Source organism: Nocardia sp. Marseille-Q1738, assembly GCF_965283145.1.
The window spans coordinates 739,797-766,053 of record NZ_CBDIMS010000001.1; the positions used below are offsets into that span (position 1 = coordinate 739,797).

Annotated in this window: 15 protein-coding genes; 11 read left to right on the forward strand and 4 right to left on the reverse strand. The window is 68.7% G+C overall.

Annotation, left to right across the window (positions count from 1 at the left end; all coding sequences use genetic code 11):
- Nucleotides 1-75 precede the first annotated feature (75 nt).
- The 9 genes from ACWPXK_RS03310 (at nt 76) to ACWPXK_RS03350 (ending at nt 16,874) form a co-directional block, all read left to right on the forward strand.
- A complete protein-coding gene (locus ACWPXK_RS03310; RefSeq protein ID WP_454194515.1) occupies nt 76-1,128 on the forward strand; it encodes an alpha/beta hydrolase in 1,053 nt (350 codons plus the stop codon).
- Between the two features lie 620 nt (nt 1,129-1,748).
- Nucleotides 1,749-2,789: an alpha/beta hydrolase gene (locus ACWPXK_RS03315; protein WP_454194516.1), complete on the forward strand. Its 1,041-nt coding sequence runs from the start codon at nt 1,749-1,751 to the stop codon at nt 2,787-2,789.
- 217 nt (nt 2,790-3,006) lie between these two features.
- Nucleotides 3,007-4,806, forward strand: a complete 1,800-nt coding sequence (locus tag ACWPXK_RS03320; protein WP_454195425.1) for an alpha/beta hydrolase-fold protein — start codon at nt 3,007-3,009, stop codon at nt 4,804-4,806.
- Nucleotides 4,807-5,040: 234 nt separating this feature from the next.
- The gene (locus tag ACWPXK_RS03325) at nt 5,041-5,559 is read left to right on the forward strand and encodes a DUF732 domain-containing protein (RefSeq protein ID WP_454194517.1); all 519 of its coding nucleotides are present in this window, start codon (nt 5,041-5,043) and stop codon (nt 5,557-5,559) included.
- Nucleotides 5,550-6,542: a cutinase family protein gene (locus ACWPXK_RS03330; RefSeq protein WP_454195426.1), complete on the forward strand. Its 993-nt coding sequence runs from the start codon at nt 5,550-5,552 to the stop codon at nt 6,540-6,542. The genes ACWPXK_RS03325 and ACWPXK_RS03330 overlap by 10 nt, the downstream gene beginning before the upstream one ends.
- Nucleotides 6,543-6,710: 168 nt before the next feature.
- Entirely contained in the window at nt 6,711-7,754 is a 1,044-nt protein-coding gene (locus tag ACWPXK_RS03335; RefSeq protein WP_454195427.1) for an LLM class F420-dependent oxidoreductase, read from the forward strand.
- A gap of 190 nt (nt 7,755-7,944) precedes the next feature.
- Nucleotides 7,945-9,861, forward strand: a complete 1,917-nt coding sequence (gene fadD32, locus ACWPXK_RS03340; protein WP_454194518.1) for a long-chain-fatty-acid--AMP ligase FadD32 — start codon at nt 7,945-7,947, stop codon at nt 9,859-9,861.
- 108 nt (nt 9,862-9,969) lie between these two features.
- Nucleotides 9,970-15,333, forward strand: a complete 5,364-nt coding sequence (gene pks13, locus ACWPXK_RS03345; RefSeq protein WP_454194519.1) for a polyketide synthase Pks13 — start codon at nt 9,970-9,972, stop codon at nt 15,331-15,333.
- Complete coding sequence (locus ACWPXK_RS03350) at nt 15,330-16,874, forward strand: acyl-CoA carboxylase subunit beta (RefSeq protein WP_454194520.1); 1,545 nt, start codon at nt 15,330-15,332, stop codon at nt 16,872-16,874. Before pks13 ends, ACWPXK_RS03350 begins: the two co-directional genes overlap by 4 nt.
- Nucleotides 16,875-16,943: 69 nt before the next feature.
- On the opposite strand, the gene ACWPXK_RS03355 is transcribed toward ACWPXK_RS03350, so the two are convergent.
- Nucleotides 16,944-17,441: a peptidylprolyl isomerase gene (locus ACWPXK_RS03355; protein ID WP_454194521.1), complete on the reverse strand. Its 498-nt coding sequence runs from the start codon at nt 17,439-17,441 to the stop codon at nt 16,944-16,946.
- A gap of 237 nt (nt 17,442-17,678) precedes the next feature.
- Here ACWPXK_RS03355 and ACWPXK_RS03360 point away from each other — a divergent pair, with 237 nt between their 5' ends.
- Nucleotides 17,679-21,035, forward strand: coding sequence for an arabinosyltransferase domain-containing protein (locus ACWPXK_RS03360; protein ID WP_454194522.1), 3,357 nt, complete (start codon nt 17,679-17,681; stop codon nt 21,033-21,035).
- Between the two features lie 96 nt (nt 21,036-21,131).
- Here the strand turns inward: ACWPXK_RS03360 and ACWPXK_RS03365 are convergent, their stop codons facing one another.
- Together ACWPXK_RS03365 and ACWPXK_RS03370 are read right to left on the reverse strand one after the other, a co-directional pair.
- Nucleotides 21,132-21,290, reverse strand: a complete 159-nt coding sequence (locus ACWPXK_RS03365; protein ID WP_169333839.1) for a hypothetical protein — start codon at nt 21,288-21,290, stop codon at nt 21,132-21,134.
- A 68-nt stretch (nt 21,291-21,358) separates the two neighbouring features.
- Nucleotides 21,359-21,778: a winged helix-turn-helix transcriptional regulator gene (locus ACWPXK_RS03370; protein ID WP_454194523.1), complete on the reverse strand. Its 420-nt coding sequence runs from the start codon at nt 21,776-21,778 to the stop codon at nt 21,359-21,361.
- A 99-nt stretch (nt 21,779-21,877) separates the two neighbouring features.
- Between ACWPXK_RS03370 and ACWPXK_RS03375 the strand changes: the two genes are divergently transcribed.
- Nucleotides 21,878-22,810 (forward strand): NADP-dependent oxidoreductase, encoded by a 933-nt coding sequence (locus ACWPXK_RS03375; RefSeq protein ID WP_454194524.1) that lies wholly within the window; start codon nt 21,878-21,880, stop codon nt 22,808-22,810.
- Nucleotides 22,811-22,891: 81 nt separating this feature from the next.
- Here ACWPXK_RS03375 and ACWPXK_RS03380 read toward each other — a convergent pair whose 3' ends face one another.
- Nucleotides 22,892-26,230, reverse strand: a complete 3,339-nt coding sequence (locus tag ACWPXK_RS03380; protein ID WP_454194525.1) for an arabinosyltransferase domain-containing protein — start codon at nt 26,228-26,230, stop codon at nt 22,892-22,894.
- Nucleotides 26,231-26,257 lie beyond the last annotated feature (27 nt).

Sequence of the window (26,257 nt, forward strand, 5' to 3'; positions counted from 1 at the left end):
GGTGTCCGATGAGGGGGCCGGTGAAGGTCGCTAGATGTTTGCCGAGAAGGTCGCCCGAGGGAAAGGTCGAATGTGATGGGAAGTGCGCGCTGGAAACGCGGTCCCGGTAGAACCGGTTCGTGGTTGCGGCGGTTCGTTCTCGGTGTCGCCGTGGCAATGCTGTTACCGCTCGGAACGACCATCGCGGGTATCGGCGCCCCGGCGTCGGCGGCATTCAACCCCGCCGCCTTCGACTTCTGGGTCGAGTCCCCCATGGGACCGATCAAGTCCCGGATTCTGCGCGCCGGGGACGGCAACACCAATCGGGTCGCCTATGTGCTGGACGGCATGCGGGCTCCGGAGCACTTGAACGGCTGGGAGATCGAGACCAACATCCCGGAAGTCCTGGCCCGGCACAACATCAACGTGGTCATGCCGGTGGGCGGCATGTCGAGCTTCTATGCCGACTGGAACGCGCCGAGCGAATTCTTCGGCGTCCCGGCCGGCGCCGGCTCGAGCACCGGCTCCGGGGCGCTCGACGGGTTCGCCGGCGGGCCGGGCAAGACCTACCGCTACCAGTGGGAGACGTTCCTGACCGAGAACCTGCGGTGGGCGCTGCGCGACCGGCTCGGGTTCAGCCCTTACCGCAACGGCGCGTTCGGTCTGTCCATGGGCGGCAGCGCCGCACTGACCCTGGCGGCCTACCACCCCGATCAGTTCAGCTATGCCGGTTCGTTCTCCGGCTACTTGAATATCTCCGCGCCCGGCATGCGGGAGGCGATTCGCGCGGCCATGATGGACGCGGGCGGCTACAACGTCGACTCGATGGCGCCGCCGTGGGGTCCGCAGTGGCTGCGGATGGACCCGTTCGTCTTCGCGCCCAACCTGGTTCGCAACGGCACGCGCGTGTGGATCGCGGCGGCCAGTGGCCTGCCTGCGGTGACCGACCCTGTGGCGTTCAACACGCTCACCGGCATGGGTCTGGAGTCGCTGGCATTGGCGAACACCCGCGCGTTCCAGGTCCGAATGGCGACGCTGGGCGGCGGCAACGCCGTCTACTCTTTCCCGCCCTTCGGCATTCACGCCTGGAACAACTGGGCCGACGAGGCCATGCGGATGATTCCGGACATGTCGGCGAACATCGGCTGAATTCAATTGCAGCGCCCGCGGCGCTGTGTTCGTGGCCCCTTCATGGCTCGCGTCCGAGCGATCTCCGCTTGCGCGTCGGTCGCTCGGACGGGAGCCGGGCCGCGAACGGACAATGCTCGTTAGTAGCTGCGCGAGGCTGCTCGGCCGAGTGGGTGCGCTTGCCCTTCAGTCGCTGCGGCTATCACAGCAGATCACGGCCTTGATCACGGCTTCGTCTCTGGGCAGGTATTCCGGTTCGGGCTGGTGGTGCACATTCGAGCCGACTCGACGGCGCCGAGGATGACCGCTCCGGGAAGATCTCGGGTCGGTGACAGTTCCCGCCAGGAACGGAAATATCTTGGCTTCCAACACGACATCACCCTCCGAACGCGATAAGGTCACCGCACCATTACCTTGTGCAAACGGAGGGATTTCGACCACTGGGAAAGGCCCGACCTTGCTAAAGCGGGGGGCGTCGAATATCGTCCAGCGAGCGCAAGTGTGACCAGATCGTTGTAGCGCCGTCACAGGACCGGATAGTCGGGACCGTGCCCGTGATGCGCGTCTCGTTGGCAACACGGGTGCCGCTTCGCCCTACGGGCGGCGACTGGCACCACAACAGCAGAAAGAGAGCAGGATTCATGCGTTTCGGCAGGGCGGCCGCGCCGAAGAGAACACAGTCGGGACGGCGAGGCGCACCTCGCGGTTGGCGTAATCGAATTCTGGCTGTCGGTGCCGCCGTACTGGCGCTACCGACCGCCGCCGGACTGGCGACCCCGACCCTCGCCACCGCGGCCCCGTCGGCGCACGCGCCGGTGTTGCGGGCGCCCGCGGGTGGCTTCGAGGACCTCATGGTTCCCTCCAGCATGGGACCGATCAAGGTGCAGGTGCAGTGGGCCTCGCGCGGTGGTAGCGCGGCGCTCTACCTGCTCGACGGTCTGCGTGCCCGCGACGACCGCAACGCCTGGTCGTTCGAGACCAACGCGTTGCAGCAGTTCGGCAACGACAACATCACCTTGGTGATGCCGGTCGGCGGCCAGTCCAGCTTCTACACCGACTGGTACGCGCCGTCGAACCTGAACGGCCAGAAGACCACCTACAAGTGGGAGACCTTCCTCACCAAGGAACTCCCGGCCTTCCTGGAGGGCTACGGCGTTTCGCGCACCAACAACGCGGTCGTCGGCCTGTCCATGGGCGGCAGCGCGGCGCTGGCGCTGGCGGCCTACCATCGCGACCAGTTCAAGTTCGCCGCCTCCTACTCGGGCTACCTGAACATCTCCGCCCCGGGCATGCGCGAGGCGATCCGCATCGCCATGCTCGACGCGGGCCGCTACAACGTCGACTCGATGGCGGCTCCGTGGAGCCCGCAGTGGCTGCGGATGGACCCGTTCGTCTTCGCACCGCAGCTGCGCGGCCTGCCGATGTACATCTCGGCGGCCAGCGGCCTGCCGGGACAGTTCGACCAGCCGAACTCGGCGGTCGGCGTGTTCAACACCGGCAACGCGATGGCGCTGGAGGCCCTGTCGCTGGTGAACACCCGCGCGTTCCAGGTTCGCCTGAACTCGCTGGGTATCCCGGCCCGGTTCGACTTCCCGGCCGCGGGCACCCACTCCTGGAAGTACTGGGAGGGCCAGCTGTTCGCCTCGCGCAACATGATCCTGGACGCCACCGGCGCCTGGTGATCTGATTCACTCCTGACGCGTTCAGGCCGCACCGATCTCGGTGCGGCCTGAATTGCGTTCGGGGTGGCCCGACTGGAGCGAACAGAGTTTGCTGTGCAGCGCGTGTCTCGCATGAACCCCGCCATAACCGGAGTACAAAGCTCATGTGACAGGGATAACGCGCGGTAGCTGGGGCAAATTCGAGCGCCTCGTCGCTCGTTCGGCACGCGGGCGGCTCATGCTGCTCGCCACCGCTTTGGTGGTCCCGCTATCCGCGAGCCTGTCGGTTGCCGCTCCCGTCGTCGCGCAGCCCGCCGCGGTATCGGCCGCGCCGGTCGTGCAGAAGGTCCACTGGCTCAGCGACCGTCGCGTCGCGCTGTGGGTGACCTCGCCGTCCATGGGCGCGCCGATCCAAGTTCAGCTGCTGCTGGCCAGGGACTGGAACGCCAGGCCGGAGGCCCGGTTCCCCGTGCTGTTCCTGCTCGACGGCCTGCGCGCCACCGAGGACGAGAGCGGATGGACCAAGGAGGCGGGGGCGGTCGAATTCTTCGCCGACAAGAACGTCACCGTCGTGCTTCCGGTCGGCGGCCAGTCCAGCTTCTACTCCGACTGGCTCGAGCCGGACAACGGCCGCAACTACAAGTGGGAGACCTTCCTGACCAAGGAGCTCCCGCCGCTGCTGGAGAGTCAGTGGCGAGCATCGGATGTGCGGGGTATGGAGGGCCTGTCGATGGGCGGCACGGCCGCGATGTTCCTCGCCGCGCGCAATCCCGGGTTCGTGCGGCACGCCGCGTCCTATTCCGGTTTCCTGACCACGACGACGCTGGGCATGCCGCAGGCCATCCAGTTCGCCATGCGTGACGCGGGCGGTTTCGACTCGGCCGCCATGTGGGGCCCGCCGACGAGCGCGGAATGGGAGCGACACGACCCGTACGCGCTGGCCGACAAACTGAGGGGCGTCAGCCTCTATGTTTCCAGCGGCAGCGGTGCGATCGGTCCCTTCGACCAGGCCTCGGCCATTCCGGGGGTGAGCACCAACTTCGCGGGCATGGGCCTGGAGATCCTGTCCCGGCTGACGTCGCAGAACTTCGTCACCAAACTGGCCGAGCTGGCCGTTCCGGCGCAGGTGAACTACCGCCCGTCCGGCACCCACTCCTGGCCGTACTGGGATTTCGAGATGCGCCAGTCCTGGCAGCAGGCCGCGACCGCGCTCGGCGTCGAGCTCGACAAGCCCGCCTGCCAGACGGGCGGGGCGATCGGCGCGGTGGCCGCGACGACCGGCTGGCTCGGCGAGTGCCTCACCGGCGAGTACCCGGTGGCGGGCGGCATGGCCCAGGACTTCAAGGGTGGGCGGGTGTTCTTCGTGCCGGGCAGCGGCGCGTATCCGGTCGGCGGCATGATCGGCGCCGGTTACCAGGCCGCTATGGGCCCCGGCGGGCCGCTGGGACTGCCGACGGGCGACGAGCGCGCACTCGGGGACGGACGGGGCAGGTTCCAGTCCTTCCAGCACGGTTCGCTGTACTGGACACCACAGACCGGCGCCCAGGTGGTCCGTGGCGCGATCCTGGAGGAGTGGGGCAAGCAAGGGTTCGAGCGTGGCCCCGCGGGCTATCCGGCCGCGCCGGAAATCAAGACGCCGCACCGAGACGGTACCGTGCAGGCGTTCGAGAACGGCCCGTTCTACTACGGTCCGTCCACCGGCGTGCACCGCGTCCAGGGTTTGATCCTGGGCAGGTACGCCCATCTCGGCTACGAGAACAGCCCGCTCGGTTTCCCGGTCGCCGAGGAGCAACCGCTGAAGGATCTCGGCCGGTTCAGCCGATTCGAGGGCGGCAACATCTATTGGAGCCCGCTGTCGGGGGCCTGGGCGGTGCGCAACGGGCCGGTACTGGATGCCTGGCGCGAGATCGGTTACGAGAACGGCAAACTCGGCTATCCGATCAGCGATGAGTTTCCCATTCCTGGCGGCGTCCAGCAGAACTTCCAGGCCGGATTCATCACGGTGCGCAACGGCAAACCGGAAGTTCACGGGATCTGAAGCCCGCAGCCACACCCCCCGGCTGTGAGCGAAGCGAGGCCGGGCATCCCGGTTCGCGGCTCGGCTGGTATCCAAGGGGGCGAAGCGCGGATGCGGTCGAGTCCGTACTCTTCAAGGCTGAGCCACCAACCGCTCGATCCAAGACGTGTCAACCCCGTCGGGTGCGAGTCTTACGAGCACCGTTCGCGGCCCGGCTCGTGTCCGAGCGGGCGAAACACAGGAGGACAAGGATTCATGCATCGGACCCGTGGAAAGGTATTCGGCGTGGTTGCGGCGATCGCCGCGACCGGCCTGCTCGCCGCGTGCGGCGACAATGATTCGACCGCGACGAGCACGCCGGCGCCGACCCGCACCACGACGGTGACCCAGGCGCCTGCCGCCACCACGCCCGCCGACACCGCACAGCCGGCACCCGCGCCGGAGCAGCCCACCGCGACCGAGGCGCCCGAACGTCCGCAGCCGGTGCCGACCGAGGCCGTTCCGCCCGCGGATACCTCGAAGCTCTCCGACAAGGACAAGCGTTTCCTCGACGAGCTGGCGAAGCAGGGCGTCACCCCGTCCACCCCGGACATCGCGCTCAGCATCGGAGCGTACGTCTGCCAGGGCACCGCCGCCGGGGCGTCCGACCAGGATCTGATGACCTTCGTGAACGCCATGGCCGGTTCCGACCCGTCCTTCGACCCGTCGAAGATGCCGGTCGAGAAGGCCGGGCAGATCTACATCTCGACCGCGCGCGCGACGTACTGCCAGTGAGTTCGCGTGTCAGTTCGGCGTCCCGCCGGTCCAAGCCGGCGGGGTGCTTGATCGCGATCGGCGTCCTCGTGCTGATCGTCCTCGTCGTCCTGCTGCTGTGGTATTTGCTCGCGGGACGGTTGCGCCCGCCCGCCCCGGGGCCGAAGCCGCCGGAACGGCCGACCTCGCAGCCCGCGAGTTGCCCCGATGTGCAGATGATCTCGGTGCCGGGCACCTGGGAGTCGAACAGCTACGACGACCCACACAACCCGACCGCCAACCCGTTGTCGCTGATGCTCAACATCTCCGGCCCGGTCGCCCAGCGATTCCCGGCGGAGCGGTTGGACGTGTACACCGTCCCGTATGTCGCGCAGTTCTCCAACCCGATCGCGATTCCGCCGGACGGACAGCAGTCCTACAACAACAGCCGATCCGAAGGCACACGGCGGATGGTCGATGCCATGGCCGCCCGGCATCAGGAGTGTCCGCTGACCACCTACGTGCTCGCGGGGTTCTCCCAGGGCGCGGTGATCGCGGGTGACGTCGCCGCGCAGATCGGCGCGGGCAAGGGCCCCGTGCCCGCCGACTTGGTGCTCGGCGTGACATTGATCGCCGATGGACGGCGCACCGGCGAGACCGGCCCGGGTCAGCCGATCCAGGTGGGGACGCCGCCGCCCGGCGTGGGTGCCGAAGTCGCGTTGCGGGGGCTGAATGTTCCCGGCATCACGATGACCGGTCCGCGTCAAGGGGGCTTCGGCGCGCTCGCCGACCGCACCTACACCATCTGCGCGCCCGGCGATCTGATCTGTGACGCGCCGCGCGAGGCACTGAGTCCGTGGAACATCGTGGGCAGCGTGAACGCGCTGGTCCGGGCGGCGGGGAACCCGGTGCACGCCCTCTACCACGGCTTCGTCGTCGACCCCGATGGCGCCACCTCGACACAGTGGACGGTCGACTGGGCGGTGGGACTGATCGAGGCCGCGCCGCATCCAGCGCATTCGTGAGAAATCACAGCCAGTGAGATACCCCGCACCCCGTTGGCGTGACAAGCGCAACTCGAGTTCGGCAGCACGCTGTAAAGTGCGCTGGTGATCGCGACGCCGGGCAACGCCGCAGCAGACCTCGCCACGGGTGTCGCGCCCGTATTTCCTTACAGCCAGGAGCATGAGTTCATGACAGAAGCCGCCGCCCCGGCCACCACGGCGAGCCGCGACGCGGATGCTGCGTTGACCGCGCTGGGCACTCCATTGCGCCCGTTCCGCTTCGCGGCGGCCGGCGAGGGAAACAAGCAGGAGGGCGGTGCCCGCAAGTTCGTCCAGACCGCCCAGCAGGCCGAGGAGTACGGCTTCGACACCTTCGTCGTGCCGGACCACCTCGGCGAGCAGATCGGCCCGATCGCCGCGCTCGGCGCGCTGACCCAGGCCACCGAGCGGATCCGGCTCGGAACGTCGGTGCTGGCAAACGGTTTCCGCCACCCGGTCGTGCTGGCCAAGGACCTCGCCACGATCGACGTGCTGTCCAAGGGCAGGCTCGAGGTCGGCCTCGGCGCGGGCTGGATCAAGGAAGAGTTCGAGAACGCGGGTATCCCCTACGAGTCGCCCGGCGTCCGGCTGGAGAAGCTGGACGAGGCGCTGACCATTCTGGACGTGCTGCTGCGCGGCCAGGAGTGCACCTTCGAGGGCAAGCACTACCAGGTGCGCGGCGTCAAGGGGACTCCTCGGCCGCGGCAGGGCCCGCGTCCGCCGATCTGCACCGGCGGCGGCGGCCCGAAGATGCTGCGCCTGGCCGCCAAGCACGCCGACATCATCTCCGTCGTTCCGGTGACCACCAAGAACGGCAAGGGCCTGCTCTCCGGCATCACCATGGAGAAGGCCGTCGAAAAGGTGAATCTGATCAAGGAGGCCGCCGGTGACCGGTTCGCCGACATCGAGCTGAACTGGGCCATCACCGCCATCGTGATCACCGACGATCGCGAGAAGACGGCGGAGATGGCGCTGTCGGCGTTGGACCGGGGACTGCACCCGAACCTGGAGGTGGACGTTCAGCTGTCCGTCGAGGACATCCTGAACTCGCCCTACGTGGCGATCGGCACGTTCGAGGAGATCGCCGAGCAGATCCGACGTGTGCGGCAACTCACCTCGATGTCCTACGTCGGTGTATTCCCCACCCAGATGGACGCGTTCGCCCCCGTTATTCCCCTGCTGCGGGACGAGTGAGCGGGGCTTCTCTGTAACATGACTCTGGTTTGAGTACATCTAGCCGATAAGCGGTCACCGCGCAGACCGCACAAAATCTGCAGGCTGGCTCTGCACTTGGAGCACCCGCGGGCGAAAGCGAGTCGGGGCCTCACAGGTAATAGCGGCGATCTCGCCGTCTTGCTGCGTGTGCCTCGGAGGAGAAGAAGGAATGGAAGAGACTTTCGACGACTACCTGGACGAAACCGGGAACATCCGAATTCCCGAGGATCACACCCTGGTTGATCACGTCGAGAAGCACACCCGGAACGACGCGAACACCCTGGCGTATCGCTACATCGACTACTCGCGCGAGCGCGACGGCGAGGCGCAGGAGCTGACGTGGCGTGAGTTCGGTATTCGGCTGCGCGCGGTGGCCGCTCGACTGCAGCAGGTGACCAACCCGGGCGACCGGGTCGCGATCCTCGCTCCGCAGGGCTTGGACTACGTGATCTCCTTCTTCGCCGCGATCTACGCGGGCACCATCTCGGTCCCGCTGTTCGACCCGGACGAGCCGGGCCACACCGACCGCCTGCACGCGGTGCTCGGTGACTGTGAGCCCTCGGCCATCCTGACCGCGAGCTCCTCCGCGGCCGGGGTCCGGCAGTTCTTCCGCTCGCTGCCCGCCGCCCAGCGCCCGCGCATCATCGCGGTGGACGCGATCCCGGACAGCGTCGGCGAGACCTGGGTGCGTCCGGACATCGCCATCGACGACATCGCCTACCTGCAGTACACCTCGGGCTCCACCCGGGTTCCGGCCGGTGTCGAGATCACCCACCGCGCGGTCGGCACCAACCTGCTGCAGATGGTGGACGCGATCAAGCTGGACTGGAACTCGCGCGGCGTCACTTGGCTGCCGCTGTTCCACGACATGGGCCTGCTGACGGTGATCCTGCCCGCGGTGGGCGGCAAGTACATCACCATCATGTCGCCGAGCGCGTTCGTGCGCCGCCCCTATCGCTGGATCAAGGAACTTGCCGCGGTCTCCGACGGCGCGGGAACCTTCGCCGCCGCACCGAACTTCGCCTTCGAGCACGCCGCGGCGCGCGGTCTGCCCAAGAACGGCGAGTCGCTGGACCTGTCGAACGTCATCGGCCTGATCAACGGCAGCGAGCCGGTGACCACGTCGTCGATGAAGAAGTTCAACGAGGCGTTCGCGCCCTACGGCCTGCCCAAGACCGCCATCAAGCCGTGCTACGGCATGGCCGAGGCGACGCTGTTCGTCTCCGCCACCAAGGCCGAGGACGAGGCCAAGGTCACCTACGTCGACCGCAAGGAACTCAACGCCGGTCGCATGGTGCGGGTCGACCCCGGCCACGAGGACGCGATCGCGCAGGTGTCCTGCGGCTACGTCGCGCTCTCGCAGTGGGCGACGATCGTCGACCCGGACTCGGTGGAATCCGACGGCGGCGGCCGCGAGCTGCCCGACGGCCGGGTCGGCGAGATCTGGCTGCACGGCAACAACATGGGCATCGGTTACTGGGGTCGCCCGGACGAGACCACGGCGACGTTCCGGAACAAGGTCACCCACCGGCTGCCCGAGGGCAGCCACGCCGAAGGCACCGAGCCGGACGCGAACTGGATGCGCACCGGCGACTACGGCGTGTACTTCGAGGGCGAGCTCTACATCACCGGCCGCGTCAAGGACCTGGTGATCGTGGACGGCCGCAACCACTACCCGCAGGACCTGGAGTACTCCGCGCAGGAAGCCAGCACGGCGCTGCGCCCCGGCTTCGTCGCCGCGTTCTCGGTGCCCGCCAACCAGCTCCCGGCCGAGGTGTTCGAGCAGGGCAGCCATTCCGGCCTGCAGTTCGACGCCGACGACGCCTCCGAGCAGTTGGTCATCGTCGCCGAGCGCGGTCCCGGCGCGGGCAAGGCCGATCCGCTGCCGATCGCCGACGCGGTGCGGGCGGCGGTCTCCCAGCGCCACGGCGTGACCGTCCGCGACGTGCTGCTGGTGCCCGCGGGTTCGATTCCGCGCACGTCCAGCGGCAAGATCGCCCGGCGGGCCTGCCGGGCCGCCTATCTGGAGGGAACACTGCGGGGTGGTTACACCCAGCAAGCCTTCCCCGATGCACCGGAAGAGTAATTGCCAAGGGCGGCCTCGGACCGACCATTGACGCTCGGCGCCGACCTTCCCACGCCGAGCGTGAATTCACGGTACGCCCGGTACGCAGACAGGTAGCTTGAGGAATTGATGGCTGACAACGAGGGCACGCCCACCCAGACGACCGACACCACGTCCGCGGAAGCCGTCGCCGACGCGGCGGCCCCGGCCGAGTCCGCGAAGGGCGGCGCGCCGACCGACATGTCGGTGGCGGAGCTGCGTGAGTGGCTGCGGCGCTGGGTCTCCGACGCGACCGGACAACCGATCGAGCAGATCACCGTGGACCGGCCGATGGAGGAGTTCGGGCTCGCCTCGCGCGATGCCATCGCGCTCGGCGGTGACATCGAGGAACTGACCGGGGTGATGCTGAACGCGACCATCGTGTACCAGCATCCGACCATCGCGGCGCTCGCCGAGCGGATCATCAACGGTGAGCCGGACGTACCGGCGGAATCGTCCGACGACGCCTTCTACACCGCGGGCTACACCCCGGGCGAGGCGCACGACATCGCCATCGTCGGTCTCTCGACCCGCCTGCCCGGCGCGGGCAGCACGCCCGAGTCGACCTGGGAATTCCTCATCGGACGCGGCGACGCCATCCGGGAGCTGCCCGAGGGCAGGTGGGAGGAGTTCGCCGGCGACCCCATGGCGGCCAAGGCGATCGCCGAGGGCAACACCCTCGGTGGTTATCTCGACCAAGACGTGGTGAAGAGCTTCGACGCGGAGTTCTTCGCGATGTCGCCCATCGAGGTGGAGCGGGTCGACCCGCAGCAGCGCTTGATGATGGAGTTGACCTGGGAGGCGTTGGAACACGCAAGGATTCCGGCCAGCGACCTCAAGGGCGAGTCGGTCGGCGTCTTCATCGGCACATCGACCAGCGACTTCATGCTGATCGCCGCGCTCGGTCTCGGCGCGGAGGATCCATCCACGCCCGCCTCCGCCGCCGCGTACGGCTTGACCGGCAGCTCGTCGTCGATCATCCCGAACCGCATCTCCTACTTCTACGACTTCCGCGGCCCCTCCGTCGCGATCGACACCGCGTGCTCGTCCACTCTGGTCGCCGTGCATCAGGCGGTGCGGGCGCTGCGCAGCGGTGACGCCGATCTGGCGCTGGCGGGCGGCGTGAACATGCTGCTGGCTCCGATGGCCACGCTCGGCTTCGACTCCGTCGGCGCGGTCGCGAAGAACGGCAGGATCAAGGCGTTCTCCTCCGACGCCGACGGTATGGTGCGGTCCGAGGGCGCCGGTCTGGTGGTGCTCAAGCGGCTCGCCGACGCCGAGCGCGACGGCGACCGGATCCTCGGCGTGGTCAAGGGTTCGGCGGTCAACTCCGACGGCCGCTCCAACGGCATCGTCGCCCCGAACCCAGACGCCCAGGCCGACGTGCTGCGCCGTGCCTACCGCGACGCGGGCATCCCACCGTCCGCGGTCGACTACATCGAGGCGCACGGCACGGGCACGTTGCTCGGCGACCCGATCGAGGCCGACGCGCTCGGCCGGGTGGTCGGTCGCGGCCGCGAGGCCGACAAGCCCGCGCTGCTCGGCTCGGCGAAGACCAACTTCGGCCACCTCGAGTCCGGCGCGGGCGCGGCCAGCCTGGCGAAAGTGCTCATGGCGTTGCAGCACAACGTCATCCCGCCGAACGTCAACTACGCGGGGCCGAACCCGTATATCCCGTTCGACCAGGCGCACCTGAAGGTCGTCGACGAGCCCACCGAGTTCCCGCGGTACAGCGGCAAGGCCACTATCGGCATCTCCGGGTTCGGTTTCGGTGGCACCAACGCGCACGTCGTCGTCCAGGAGTACGTGCCGGCCGCCGCTGCCGGGCCGCAGGCTCCGTTCGCCGAGCTCGAGACGCAGTTGGACGAGGATGCGTTGGACGGCGAGACCACCGACGTGGTCGCGGAAGCCGGCGCCGTCGTCGCCGCGGCCGAGGTGGCCGCCGTCGCCGTGGCCGCGGAGGTCGCCGACGTCGACGTGCCCGTTACCGAATGGACCGCCGAACGCACCGAGCCGCTGCCGCTGATCCTGCCGGTGTCGGGCTACCTGCCCTCGCGCCGCCGTCGCGCCGCCGCCGAGCTGGCCAACTGGCTGGAGTCCGAGGCGGGCGCGCGGACTCCGCTCGCCGACGTGGCGCGGTCGCTGGCCAAGCGTAGCCACTGGCGTTCGCGCGGTGTCGTGCTCGCCAAGACGCACGAAGAGGCGGTCGCCGGACTGCGCGCCATCGCGGCGGGCAAGCCGGGCCCCGGCGTGTTCACCGCCGACGCGCCCGCCGCCGTTGGCCCGATGTGGGTGCTGGCCGGCTTCGGCGCGCAGCACCGCAAGATGGGCAAGCAGCTCTACCTGGAGAACTCGATCTTCGCCAAGGCCGTCGACGAGGTCGACGAGCTGGTGCAGGACGAGGCCGGATACTCGGTGCGCGAGATGTTCCTGGACGACAGCCAGGACTACGACGTGGGCACCTCGCAGGTCGGCATCTTCACCATTCAGGTGGGCCTGGCCGCGCTGCTGCGTGCGCACGGCGCGGAACCCGCGGCGGTGGTGGGCCATTCCATGGGCGAGGTCGCGGGCGCGTACATCGCCGGTGGCCTGAACATCGAAGACGCCGTCCGTGTGATCTGCGCCCGCTCCCGCCTGATGGGCGAGGGCGAGCAGATGATCAGCGACGATGACGTGCGCAACATGGCGCTGATCGAATACAGCGCCGAGGACGTCGCGAATCTGCTGCCGGAATACCCGGATGTCGAGGTCGCCGTCTACGCGGCGCCGACCAACACGGTGATCGGCGGCCCGCAGGAGCAGGTCGCGGCGATCGTCGCGCAGGTGGAGGCGGCGGGCAAGTTCGCCCGCGTGCTGCAGACCCGCGGCGCGGGCCACACCTCGCAGATGGATCCGCTGCTCGGCGAGCTGGCCGCGGAACTGGCCGGCATCGAGCCGACCAAGCTGAAGACCGGCCTGTACTCCACCGTGCACAAGGAAGAGTTCTTCCGCCCCGGCCACGACCCGATCCACGACGAGGCCTACTGGGTCAAGAACATGCGCCACAGCGTGTACTTCACCAACGCGGTGAAGCTCGCGGTGGACGCGGGGCACACCACGTTCCTGGAGCTGGCGCCGAATTCCGTCGCGCTGATGCAGGTACTGGGCACCACCTTCGCCGCGGGCGTGCACGACGCGCAGCTCATCCCGACGCTCAAGCGCAAGGAGGACGAGTCCGCCGGCGTGATCGCGGCGCTCGCCCAGCTCTACGTGCACGGGCACAAGGTGGATCTGCCCTCGCTGCTGAGCGTCGGCGACTACGCCGAGATTCCGCGAACCACGTTCCTGCGCAAGGAATACTGGCCGAAGGCCAGGATGTCCGCGGGCGGCAACGGCCGGATTCCCGGTGCGCACGTCGCCCTGCCGGACGGCAGGCACGTCTGGGAGGTACAGGCGGACTCGGTGACCGATCTGGCCGCGCTGGTGCATGCCGCCGCGGCGCAGGTGCTCAGCGACGTGTCGTTGGGCGCGTCGATCCCGCACGCGCCGATCCCGGCCGCGGGCACACTCACCACCACGCTCACTCCGCACCCCGGCGGCGCCTCGGTGCAGGTGCACGCCAAGCAGGGCAATAGCTTCCAGCTGGTCTTCGATGCCGTGGTGACCTCCGGCGCACCGCTGCCCGAAGCCGTCGTGGCCGAGCCGGTCCCGGCCGCGGTGACGCAGAGCGACGCCGACATCGAGATCGTGGAGACCTTCGGCGAGCGATGGGATCCGAACGGCACGCAGACCGTCGAGGAGCGGCTCGCGGTGATCGTCGCGGAATCCATGGGCTATGCGGTCGAGGACCTGCCGATGGAGATCCCGCTGATGGAACTCGGCCTGGATTCGCTGATGGCCATGCGCATCAAGAACCGGGTCGAGTACGAGTTCGACATCCCGCAGTTGCAGGTGCAAGCCGTGCGCGACGCGAGTCTGCACGAGGTCGGCAAGGTGCTGCGCTACGCCATCGAGCACCGCGACGAGGTGCAGGCGATGGCCGATCAGCAGGCCGCCGAGAAGGCCGCGGGCGGATCGGGCGAGCTGGCCGTCGACGCCGACTTCATGGCCGCGGCCAGGCAGGCGCTGGCGACCGGCGCCGACCCCCTCGCCGCGGTGGCGGGCGCTGCGACCACGTCGCCGGAGACGGGTACGCCCGGCAAGGCCACGCCGGAAACCGCTGTACCCGAGACAGATTCGGCTCTCGCCGCGGACACCGCGACATCGGAAACGTCTTCCGAAGCTGACTCGGCTCCCGCCGCGCAACCGGTTGCCGAGCCCGCGCCGGTCGAGGCGGCCCCGGCCACACCGGCCGCGGTGTTCGGCGGCGCCCAGCAGCCCGCCGACGAGGATGACGTTCCGCCGCGCGACGCCGCGGAACGCCTGACCTACGCCACCTGGGCGGTGGTCACCGGTAAGTCGGCCGGAGGCATCTTCAACACCCTGCCGATCCTCGACGAGGACACCGCCGAGAAGCTGGCCGCGCGCCTGACCGAGCGGGTCAAGGCCGAGGTCACCGTCGATGACGTGCTCGACTGCGAGACCATCGAGCAGCTCGCCGACATCGTCCGCAACCTGCAGGACAGCGGGGCGGACGTGGACGGTTTCGTTCGTCCGCTGCGTGCGCGGCCGGAGGGCTCGAACGCCGTGCCGGTCTTCGTGTTCCATCCCGCGGGCGGCAACACGCTGGTGTACGAGCCGCTGCTGAAGCGGCTGCCCGCCGATACGCCGATGTACGGATTCGAGCGGGTCGACGGCGCCATCGAGGAGCGGGCCCGCCAGTACGTGCCGGAACTGCGCAAGTTGCAGGGCGACGGACCATTCGTGCTCTACGGCTGGTCGCTGGGCGCCGTGTTGGCCATGGCGTCGGCGCAGATCCTGCGCGCGGAAGGCGCGGACGTCCGCGTGGTCGGCTTGATCGACCTCGCCATCCCGAGCGAGCCCGAGGACAACAGTCCCGAGGAGCGGATCCGCCGCATCGAGCGGTACCAGGCATTCGCGAAGAAGACCTACAACGTGCAAGGCGAACTCCCGCCCGAGCAGTTGCAGGAGCTGGCCGCAGCGTCGGACGAAGAGCAGATCAAGATGATCACCGATCTCGTCAAGATGACCGGCGCCAAGATTCCTGGCGGCGTGCTGGAGCATCAGCGCACCTCGTGGATCGAGAACCGGGCATTGCAACAGGTCCGGCCGGCCCGGTACGACGGCGACGTGGTGCTCTACCTCGCCGATCGCTACCACGACGGGGCGATCGAGCTGGAGCCGCGCTACGCCGATCGCCTGCCGAACGGCGGATGGGACGAGTACATCCCGAATTTGGAGATCGTCCACATTCCGGGCGATCACCTGCAGATCATCGATGAACCGCGGATCGGGAAGATCGGAGCCGACCTGACCGCGAAGCTCGCCGCGATCGAGGCGAAAGGGGCCAAGTGAGCACTACTGCCGAAAAACTCGCCGACCTGCGCAAGCGATTGGAATTAGCGCAGGAGCCGGCGGGTGAAGCGGGGGTGGCCAAGCGGGCGAAGAAAGGGATCCCCAGCGCCCGCGACCGGATCAACATGCTGCTCGATCCGGGAACTTTCGTCGAAATCGGTGCGCTGGTGCGCAAACCGGGTGACCCCGCCGCGCTGTACGGCGACGGCGTCGTCACCGGGCACGGTTTGGTCGAAGGCAGGCCGGTCGCAGTGTTCTCGCACGACCAGACCGTCTACGGCGGTTCGGTGGGCGAGATGTTCGGCCGCAAGGTGGCCGGGCTCCTGGAGTACGCGGCCAAGGTCGGCTGCCCGGTGGTCGGTATCAACGACTCCGGCGGGGCGCGCGTGCAGGAGGCGGTGACCTCGCTGGCGTGGTACGCGGAGCTGGGGCGGCGCCAGGAGCCGCTGTCGGGTCTGGTGCCGCAGGTCTCGATAATCCTCGGCAAGTGCGCGGGCGGCGCCGTGTACGCCCCGATCAACACCGACGTGGTGGTGGCGACCGACGAGGCGTACATGTTCGTCACCGGTCCGAAGGTGATCCGCGAGGTCACCGGCGAGGATGTGAGCCTGGAGGAACTCGGCGGCGCGCGCAGCCAGGCCGAGTACGGCAATATCCACCACGTCGCCAAGGACGAGGTGGCCGCGTTCGAGTGGGTGCGCGATTACCTGAGTTTTCTGCCGACCAGCTGCCAGGAACTGGCGCCGATCGTGAATCCCGGCTTGGAGTCGCAGATCACCGACAGTGACCTGGAGCTGAACGCGATCGTCCCGGACTCCGACAACGCCGGGTACGACATGCACGAGATCCTGCTGCGGATCTTCGACGACGGCGCTTTCCACGAGGTCGGCGCGTCCGCGGGCCGCAACATCATCACCGGTTTCGCCCGCGTCGACGGGCGCAGCGTGGGCGTGGTCGCCAATCAGCCGATGGTGTACGCGGGCGCGTTGGACGCGCGGGCGTCGGACAAGGCGGCGCATTTCGTCCGGCTGTGCGACGCGTTCGAACTCCCGCTGGTTTTCGTGGTCGACACGCCCGGGTTCCTGCCGGGAGTGGAGCAGGAGAAGATCGGCGTCATCAAGCGCGGCGGGCGGTTCTTGTTCTCCTACGTCGAGGCCAGCGTGCCGAAGGTGACCGTGGTGATCCGCAAATCCTACGGCGGCGGCTACGCCGTGATGGGATCCAAGCAGCTCGGCGCCGACGTGAACCTGGCTTGGCCCACCGCGCGCATCGCGGTGATGGGCGCCGAGAGCGCGGTCAGCCTGATCGGCGGCAAGCAGATCGAAGCCGCGCCGGAGGAGCAGCGGGCGGCGATCCGCCAGCAGATGATCGACTACTACAACGCCACGGTGGCGACGCCGTGGGTGGCCGCCGAGCGCGGGTACATCGACGCTGTCATCGAGCCGTCGAGCACCCGGCTGGAGCTGCGCCGCGCGCTACAGCTGTTGCGGGACAAGGCGGTTGCCCGCAACCCGCGCAAGCACCATTTGCTGCCGCTGTAGCGACACCGGAACACGATCGGGCCGCACCCTAAGGGGTGCGGCCCGGTTCACGTTCGGCGTGCCGAAAGGTCAGCTGACGCTGGCGGATTCGATGACGACGTCGTCGACCGGCACATCCTGGTGCATGCCCGCGGAGGAGGTCCGGACGCCCGCGATCTTGTCGACCACATCGGTGCCTTCGGTCACCGCGCCGAAGACGGCGTAGCCCCAGCCGGACGGGGTGGGGGCGGAGTGGTTGAGGAAGTCGTTGTCGGAGACATTGATGAAGAACTGCGCGGTGGCCGAGTGCGGGTCGTTGGTGCGCGCCATCGCGACGGTGTACTTGGTGTTCTTCAGGCCGTTGTTCGCCTCGTTCTGAATCGGGGCCTTGGTGCCCTTCTGGCGCAGGCCGGGCTCGAAGCCGCCGCCCTGGATCATGAAGCCGGGGATGACGCGGTGGAAGATCGTGCCGTTGTAGTGGCCGGAGTTCACGTAGTCCACGAAATTGCGCACCGTGTTCGGCGCCTTCTGATCATCCAGTTCGAGGACGATGGGCCCGTAGTTCGTCGAGAGATTCACCTTGGTCATACCCCCACCTTTCCATGCCGCCTCTCCGGGTCTTCAGGCCGTACAAGTCGGGTGACGCGGGATTTGCGTTCAGGTCCTGCGCTGGGTGCCGCTCGAGTTCTGGGGGTTCCCGGCGAGTTACCCATGTTCTTACGAAATCAATTGGCTGGGTCAAATCCAAAGCGCTGATCACACGCCATCTGACTGGTATGCCCTAAAGACCCGGAGAGGCGGAGGAGCCAGATAGCATTGCGAACCGTGCCCGACGCCGCTACCGCTGTTCTAACGAAGCCTCCCGCCACCCCGGCGGTGAAATCGAACGATTTCCGGACCGCGCGCCTGATCGCGCTGGTCGCCGGATTGCTCGGCGCGCTGTGCGCGCTGGCGACGCCTTTCTTGCCGGTCACGCAGACGACCGCGGTGCTGAACTGGCCGCAGAGCGGAACGCTCGGCAACGTGCAGGCGCCGCTGATGTCGCAGGTCCCGATCGAGCTGACGGCGACGATTCCGTGCGACACGATCGCCCAGTTGCCCGAGCGGGGCGGCATGTTGCTGGCCACCGCGCCGCCGCAGGGTGACCGCGCCGCGCTGGAGGCCATGTTCGTGCGGGTCTCGGAGAGCTCGGTGGACGTGATCGACCGGAACGCGGTCGTGGTGTCGGCCGATCGCGCGCGGATGGGCGAGTGCACGTCGTTGAGCATCAGCTCGGACGCCGATCGCACGCACGCGGTGTTCACCGGGCTCACCAAGCAGGTCGAGCGGCCGGTCGAGGGTGCGGCGCCCGAGACGGTGACGGTGCCGGTGGAGGGCCAGCTGAGCGGCGACCTGCGACCGCAGGTGGTCGGGGTGTTCTCCGACCTGAAGGGCGCGGCGCCCGCCGGGCTGGCGTTCCACATGACCGTGGACACCCGGTTCTCCTCCAGCCCCACCGCGATCAAGCTGATCGCGATGCTTGCGGCGGTGCTGTGCACGCTGGTGGCGCTGGCGGCGCTGGCCCGGCTCGACAGCAGTGATGGGCGCGGGCACCGCCGGTTCCTGCCGGCGAACTGGCTGAAGCCGACCTGGGCGGACGGCGCGGTGGTCGGCACGCTGCTGCTCTGGCACTTCGCGGGTGCGAACACCTCCGACGACGGCTACATCCTCAGCATGGTGCGGGTCGCTCCGCACGCGGGCTATATGGCCAACTACTTCCGCTGGTACGGCGTGCCGGAGGCGCCGTTCGGCTGGTACTACTACGTGATCCAGGTCTTCTCGGAGATCTCCACGGCCAGCCCGTGGGTGCGACTGCCCGCGCTGGCCTGCGCGATTCTGTGCTGGCTGGTGATCAGCCGCGAGGTCGTGCCGCGGCTGGGCCGGGGCGTGCGCACCAGCAAGGTGGCGCTGTGGACCGGTGGCTTGGTGTTCCTGGCGTTCTGGCTGCCGTTCGACAACGGTCTGCGCTCGGAGCCGATCGTCGCGCTCGGCGCGCTACTGACCTGGGTGTCGATCGAGCGGGCCATCGCGACCGGTCGCCTGCTGCCCGCCGCGGTCGCGGTGCTGGTGGCGGCATTCACCCTGGCCGCCGCGCCGACGGGTCTGATGTGCGTGGCGGCGCTGCTCGCGGGCATCCGGCCGCTGGTGCGCATCGTGGTGCGCAAGCACCGGCGGTTCGCCGCCGAGGGCGTCGGTCGGTGGGGCTCCACGCTGCCGCTGCTCGCGCCGATCGCCGCGGCCGGTTTCCTCGTGCTGACGGTGGTCTACAGCGACCAGACCTTCGCCGGTATCCAGGAGGCCAACCGGGTGCGTCAGGTGACCGGGCCGAACCTGGCCTGGTACGAGGACTACCTGCGCTACTACTACCTGTTCGTGGAGACCGTCGACGGCTCGCTGTCGCGCCGCTTCGCCTTCCTGGTGATGCTGCTGTGCCTGTTCACCACCATGCTGGTGCTGTTGCGGCGCAGGCAGGTGCCCGGCATCGCGAGCGGACCGACGTGGCGGCTGATGGGCGTGGTCTTCGGAACGATCTTCTTCATGATGTTCAACCCGACCAAGTGGACCCACCACTTCGGCGCGTACGCGGGTATCGCGGGCTCGCTGGCGGCGGTCACCGCGGTCGCGGTCTCGGCGAGCGCGCTGCGGGCGCGCAAGAACCGGGCGATCTTCCTGGCCGGGTTGCTGTTCGTGCTCGCGGTCGCCTTCTCCGGCATCAACGGCTACTGGTACGTGTCCAGCTTCGGCGTGCCGTGGTTCGACAAGCGCATCTCGCTGCACGGCTACCAGTCGAACACCCTGATGCTGATGCTGTTCGGCCTGGCGCTCGCGCTGGTCGGCTGGTACACGCTGCGCGAGGACTACACCAAGCCGCAGCCGTCGGCGAAGACGGCCCGGGGCAGGCGGATTCGCCGGTTCGCCGCGATCCCGCTGACCGTGGTCGCCGCGGCGATGGTGGCGCTGGAAGTGCTGTCGCTGGTCAAGGGCGCGGTGTCGCAGTACCCGGCGTACTCGCTGGCCCGCTCGAACATCGACGCGCTCGGCGGCAGCACCTGCGGTCTGGCCAACGACGTGCTGGTGGAACCGGACCCGAACGGCGGCAGGCTGGAGCCGATCATCGATCCGGCGCATCCGCCGACCGATCCGGCCGATCCGCTGGCCGGCGTCGACCCGGTCGGTTTCGACCCGAACGGCGTGCCCAACGACCTGTCCGCCGACAGCGTCGAGGTGAAGCCGGGTACGGGCAACACCTCCACCCAGTCGGTCGGTGCGGCGTTCGCCGAGGGCCAGAGCGCGGGTACCGGCGGCGGCCAAGGCGCGCGCGGCGTCAACGGCAGCACCGTCGCCCTGCCGTTCGGTTTGGACCCGGCGACCACGCCGATCCTCGGCAGCTACCAGAACGGTGTGCAGCAGCCCGCGAGCGTCACCTCGAGCTGGTACCAGTTGCCCGCCCGGTCGGCGGACACGCCGCTGGTCGTCATCTCGGCCGCGGGCCGGATCCTCTCCTTCGACGACACCGGCGCGATGAAGTACGGCCAGTCGCTCACCGTCGACTACGGCAAGCGACTGCCCGACGGCAGCGTGGAGAGGCTCGGCACCTACCTGCCGCGCGATATCGGTCCGTTCCCGTCTTGGCGCAACCTGCGCGTGCCGCTGGATGAGATCGCGCCCGATGCCGACGCGGTGCGCATCGTCGCCAACGATCCGATCCTGATCGGTGACCAGTGGCTGGCGTTCACCCCGCCGCGGATGCCGAAGCTGCAATCGCTCAACAGCCTGCTCGGTTCTCAGCAGCCGATCCTGCTGGACTGGGCGGTGGGCCTGCAATTCCCGTGCCAGCGGCCGTTCGACCATGAGAACGGCGTGGCGGAGGTGCCCGGTTACCGCATCCTCCCCGACCGCCCGCTGGCCATCAGCTCCACCAACACCTGGCAGGCCGAGGAATTCGGCGGTCCGCTCGGCTTCGCGCAGATGCTGGCGAAGTCGGTGACCGTGCCCAGCTACCTGAAGAACGACTGGGCGCGCGACTGGGGTTCGCTGGAGCGCTACGACCGGTACGACCGCAATGCGGTCCCGGCCAAGCTGGACACCGGTACGGCGACCAGGTCGGGCCTGTGGTCGCCGGGCCAGCTGCGGGTGTTCTGACCCCAGCCAGGGCCATCCCGGACACAGGGCCGCCGCGCAGGCAACAAATCCTGCGCGGCGGCCCTGCCGTTTGTTTCCGGTGCGATACCGGGGCGCTCAGACCTTCAGGCGAAGACCGAGCTCGCGCCGGAGCACCTCTTGCGAGGGGAGGCGGTTGAGCACGCGCAGCACCGCAGGCCGCAGCTCCCGTTGTTCCTCTTCGCTGAGCAGTCCGACAAGATCGCGCAGATCCATATCATCGAATGCCGTTGTCATGGATCTCAGATTAAGGCCAGGAGCGCGATTCGTCCTGCGATGCATCGCCACAGGTGGGAGCACATTTTTCAGACCGTACAACCGGTTTTGTCCACGCTGCTGTCGTAGCGCGCCCGCGCGGCGAGCACGTCATCCATCCGCGTCTCCGCCCAGGCTTTGACGGCGCTCATGACCGGCTGCAGGCTGTGCCCGAGCGGGGTGAGTTCGTAGTCGACGCGGACCGGGACCTCGGCGGTAACCCGCCGCTCCACCAAGCCGTCACGTTCCAGGCCGCGCAGCGTCTGTGTGAGCATCTTCGGGCTCACGCCCGCGATGACCCGGTTCAGTTCGGCGTAGCGCCGCGGGCCGTCGGCGAGCGCGGCCAGCACCAGGCTGACCCATTTGTCGCTGATCCGGTCCAGCAGCTGCCGGGTAGGGCACTCGGCGATGTACGCGTCGTAGTGCTGTTTGGCCAGGTCGCGGCGCTGCGCCGCGGTCATCGTCGCCATCGAAGTACCTCCATACCCCTAACGCACTCTCAGGTAACTACTATCCATCGGATAGTAGCTCCTCTTAGGTTGGTCTGGCATCCGAGAGGAAGGAACGTCATGCGTGCAGTAGTAGTCCGTAATCCGGGACCGGACGGCGTGGTGGAGATCGTCGAGGCGCCGACCCCGCAGCCGGGTCCGGGCACAGTCCGTATCGCGGTCGCGGCGGCGACGGTCAACCCGGTGGATCTGATGGTGCGGGCGGGCGTGGGCGGCACCCCGTTCGCCGCGCACCGGGACCAGTGGGGCATAGGTTGGGATGTCGCGGGCACCGTGGACGCGGTGGGCGCGGGCGTCACCGGATTCACGGTGGGGCAGGCGGTGGTCGGTATCAGTGACCGGCTCGACGTATCACTCGCCGCGCAAGCGGACTATGTGGTGCTGGAGACCGGAAATATAGCGCCCGCACCGGTTTCCGTGCCGCCGGTGCAGGCGGCGACCATTCCGCTCAACGGCCTCACCGCGGTGCAGGCACTCATCGCGCTGGACTTGGCGTCCACCGACACGCTGCTGGTCACCGGTGCGGCGGGTGCGGTCGGCGGATTCGCCGTCGAACTCGCGGCGGCACAAGGTGTCCGGGTGATCGCCTCCGCCTCGCCCGCCGACGAGGAAGCGGTCCGTGCCCTCGGCGCCACCGATTTCGTGCCGCGCCAGGCGTCGCTCCCCGATGCCGTGCGTGCCCTGATCCCCGGTGGCGTCGACGCCGCGCTGGACGCGGCCACGCTCGGCCCGACGGCACTCGCGGCGGTCCGGGGCGGCGGCCGGTTCGTTTCGGTGCTCATCCCAGCCACCCCTGCCCCCTTGCGTGGCATCGATGTCCGGACGATCCTCGTGCGAGCCGACCGCCGACAACTGGACGAACTCATCGCGCAGGTAGACGCCGGCCGACTCACCCTACGAGTGGCCGAAACCTTGCCGCTCACATCGGTCGACACCGCCCACAAACGCCTGGCAGCCGGCGGCATACGCGGCCGCCTGGTGCTGGTCCCCTAACCAGACCGATCCGGCGAGTGGCACATGGCTGCGGCGAAGTCCGAGATGACCTCTCCACCATGTGCCACTCGCGGACAAGCGTCAGCGGATTCGGATCGGGTCGTCGGTGGAGAGGCCGGTGCGGGTTTGCAGGGTGATGTCGATGGTGGCGGGGGTTGGGGCGTAGGGGGTGAACTTCTCGAGGGAACCCCAGTCGCGGGCCCAGTCGCGGTGGAGGTAGCTGGGGATGGTTTGCGACTTCAGCAGCAGGCCGGTCCAGCCGAGGGGGCCGCCGCCGATGTCGTCCTGCCAGGCGTTGGAGGCGTCGGAGCCGACGCGGTCGGGCAGGATGCGCCAGTTCGGGATCTCGGCGACGCCGTCCTTGTGGTCGAACGGCCGCTGGCATGGGAAGGCCAGGCCGACGTGCCAGTCGAGCAGCACCGGATCCTGCGATCCGACGACCGAATTCAGCGTGGCCAGTTTGGGCAGCCGGGGTGGGGTGACGGCCAGCCACTGCTTGGGCGTGATGTCGTTGTCGATCGCGACCAGTCGCACCGCGTTCACCTCGACGGGCAGTTGGTCCAGCGGCACGCGCAAATTGCGCCAGGACGGCGCGGGTCCGATGTCGAGCGGGTCGATGGAGCCGAGTGTGCGCACGTCTCCGTTCTGGTCGCGGACGCCGTATTCCAGATGCAGTTCTTGACCGTAGGTGAGCACACCATCGGCGTCGATCGACCGGATGCGGCCCGCCGCGGTGATCGCGAGCACCTGGTAGGCGGGGTCGTGGCGCATGCTGTCGGTCAGGTCGAGCCGGTACCACTGCGTGGTCAGCTTCGCCTGCTGCTGCTCACCCTCCTGGTAGCTGCCCAGCACCGGGGTTTCGGCCGGGTCGAGACCGAATGGCAGCGCGACGGTGCTGCCGTTGACGCCCGCCTGCTCGGTGGTGCCGCCACCCGTACCCGCGCCGGTGGTCTTGGTGGTCTTGTTCTCGGAGTCCTTCTCCAACGAATTCGCGCCGCCGCTGACCGTCTCCTCGGCGTCGGCGGTGAGGTCGCGGGCGACCCCGTTCGGCGTGAAACCTTGGTTCTGCGCGGCCAATCCGTCCGCGGGTGCGCCGGTGTAGGGCTGCAACAGCGAGTCCGCGGTGTCGGTCTCCACCAAGACCTCGTTGGCCAGCGCGCACGAATCGCCTTGCAGTGTTTCCACATTCGACTTGGTGATCGAGTACGCGGGATACTGGCCGGCCGCGGCCTTGGCCAGCGAGGCGACCTCGAAGATCACGAGCAGGGCGGCGGCGATGGTCAGCGGGGCCGAGGCCCACCGATCGAAACGCCGTGGCGCCGTAGTGGTCCCCCGCCGATACGGCTCGCGATAGTGCTGCCAGATCGCTACCAGCAACGCGACGCCGCTGAGCCCCAGGAACAGCGTGGACAGTCCCTTACCCGCGATCAGCGGAGCCTTGTCCCACCACGGAACGCCGTAGCTGGACACGTACCACCACCCGTTCGACCCGGTGAAGGTCACCGCGAGCAGGAACAGCACCGCGGCGGCGAACAGCGAGCGGTTGCGCGGCGAGCGAATGCCGGTGGTGCCCACCGCGACCGCCGCGAGCGCGGCCAGCGACCCGGCCAGTCCGGCGTACACGCCGAAGTGATGCGTCCACTTGGTGGGGGTGAACATCATCAGGAACAGCGACGCGAACACGATGCCGAGAATGCGTACCGACGGGCCGCGCGAGGTGCCCGGAATCCGTCCTTTGCGCAGCACCTGCAGTACGCACACCAGCAGGCACAGCAGCATCACCAGCACGCCGAAGCGCCGCGCCAGTGAACCGTCCGGCGACAGCATCAGCAGTGAGTCCCAGCGGGTGCGCTCGTCGAACCACGCCACGTTCGGGCCGACGATCGTGCGCACCCTGGTCGCCTCCAGCACCGTCGCCAGCGTCTGGTCGGCGAAGATCACCACCAGCACCAGCGTGCCCGCGGCCAGGCCGGGCGCGAGCAGCGCCGCGAACCGGAACACCGTGCCCGCCCTGGATGGCTTTCGCACGTCCGCGGGGGCGTTCACCGCGGCCGCGGCGTCCGCGGAACCAGCGGCGGCCGCATCCGCGTCCGGTCCGGTCCGGGTCGGGACCGCCCCGCGCGCACGCTTGATCAGGATCAGCAGCACCGGACGGGAGCCGGCGATCAGCGCAGCGATGCAGATCAGGCCGGTCGGGCCGGCCGCGAGCGAGAACGCGGCGATCAGGACGGCCACCGCGGCGGGCAGCAATCGCCCGGTCGCGATGGCGCGTTCGATCGAGCACCACGTGAGCAGCGCGCCCGCCGCGATCAGCGGCTCGGGACGCAGACCGTTGTCGTAGGGCAACCAGAACGCGAGGAACACCAAGCCCGCCGTCCACAGCGCCACCTTGTCGCGCCGCACCCGCGCGCCGAGACGCGGCAGCACTTCCCGGCTGATCACCAGCCAGCAGACGATTCCGGCCGCCAAGGTGGGCAGGCGCATCCACAGGCTGGCGTCGGAGATCCCGGCCATCCACGCCAGCACCTCGTAGGACCAGCCGAACGGGGCTTCGGGCACCGCGAACCACCGGTAATAGTTCGCCATGTAGCCCGCGTGCTCGGACGCGCGCGCCATGTTCAGGATGTAACCGTCGTCGGAGGTGTTGGCCCCGATGACGTGCCACAGCGCCAGCGTGCCCAGCACCACACCGTCCGCGGGCGTGACCCGCCACCAGTGCGCGGGCAGGAACCGCCGCGGCCTGCGGCCGTCGCTGGTGTCCAGCAGATGCAGTGCGACCAGTGCGATCAGGGTGAATACGGCGGCGGCGATCATCGCGGCCAGCTTCAGCGGTGACGGAGTCGAGGAGAATCGCGAGTCGATGTCCGCGTGCACTCGCGCGCGGTCGAGGCGACCGGCGTCCAGATCGGTGAACACGCCCACCAGTTGCGGCCGGATGTCCCGGCCGACCGTTGACCGGAATGGCGTGCCGTCCTGCCTGGACACTCCGGTGAGCTCCGCGGTCGTGGCGGCAGCGGTGGACTCGACGGTGAGCGCCGTGCACGACCCGATCTCGGACAGCGGCGCCGACAGCAGCGGAACGTCCCGCAGCACCACCGAGAGCACGCCGTCGGCCACCGAGACGACCAAGCCCTTGGTCGCCGCCTGGCCGGACGCCGCCGGAACGGTGGACAGCACGGTGCCCGCGGCGACCGATCCGGTGAGTGAGCAGGGCAGCGTCGCGTCGAACCGCAGGGGCTCGTAGGAGACCAGCGGCGCCGTGACGCTCGTACTGCCGGACTGGGGCCAGTCCAGGCTCGCCCGATCCTGCCGCACGGGCAGCAACGGGGTCAGCAACGCCAAGAGGAAGCCGAGGAGCCCTGAGACGAGGGCGATCAGTCGGCTACGGGTGAACGCTCGAGAAGCTCGGTCCGGTCGCACGGTGGTTGATGCTAGCTACCGTCCCGT

Excerpts from the sequence above, each read along its gene's own strand:
- ACWPXK_RS03310 (WP_454194515.1), top strand. The coding sequence starts at position 76 with ATGGGAAGTGCGCGCTGGAAACGCGGTCCCGGTAGAACCGGTTCGTGG.
- ACWPXK_RS03315 (WP_454194516.1), top strand. The coding sequence starts at position 1,749 with ATGCGTTTCGGCAGGGCGGCCGCGCCGAAGAGAACACAGTCGGGACGG.
- ACWPXK_RS03320 (WP_454195425.1), top strand. The coding sequence starts at position 3,007 with ATGCTGCTCGCCACCGCTTTGGTGGTCCCGCTATCCGCGAGCCTGTCG.
- ACWPXK_RS03325 (WP_454194517.1), top strand. The coding sequence starts at position 5,041 with ATGCATCGGACCCGTGGAAAGGTATTCGGCGTGGTTGCGGCGATCGCC.
- ACWPXK_RS03335 (WP_454195427.1), top strand. The coding sequence starts at position 6,711 with ATGACAGAAGCCGCCGCCCCGGCCACCACGGCGAGCCGCGACGCGGAT.
- fadD32 (WP_454194518.1), top strand. The coding sequence starts at position 7,945 with ATGGAAGAGACTTTCGACGACTACCTGGACGAAACCGGGAACATCCGA.
- pks13 (WP_454194519.1), top strand. The coding sequence starts at position 9,970 with ATGGCTGACAACGAGGGCACGCCCACCCAGACGACCGACACCACGTCC.
- ACWPXK_RS03355 (WP_454194521.1), bottom strand. The coding sequence starts at position 17,441 with ATGACCAAGGTGAATCTCTCGACGAACTACGGGCCCATCGTCCTCGAA.
- ACWPXK_RS03365 (WP_169333839.1), bottom strand. The coding sequence starts at position 21,290 with ATGACAACGGCATTCGATGATATGGATCTGCGCGATCTTGTCGGACTG.
- ACWPXK_RS03370 (WP_454194523.1), bottom strand. The coding sequence starts at position 21,778 with ATGGCGACGATGACCGCGGCGCAGCGCCGCGACCTGGCCAAACAGCAC.
- ACWPXK_RS03375 (WP_454194524.1), top strand. The coding sequence starts at position 21,878 with ATGCGTGCAGTAGTAGTCCGTAATCCGGGACCGGACGGCGTGGTGGAG.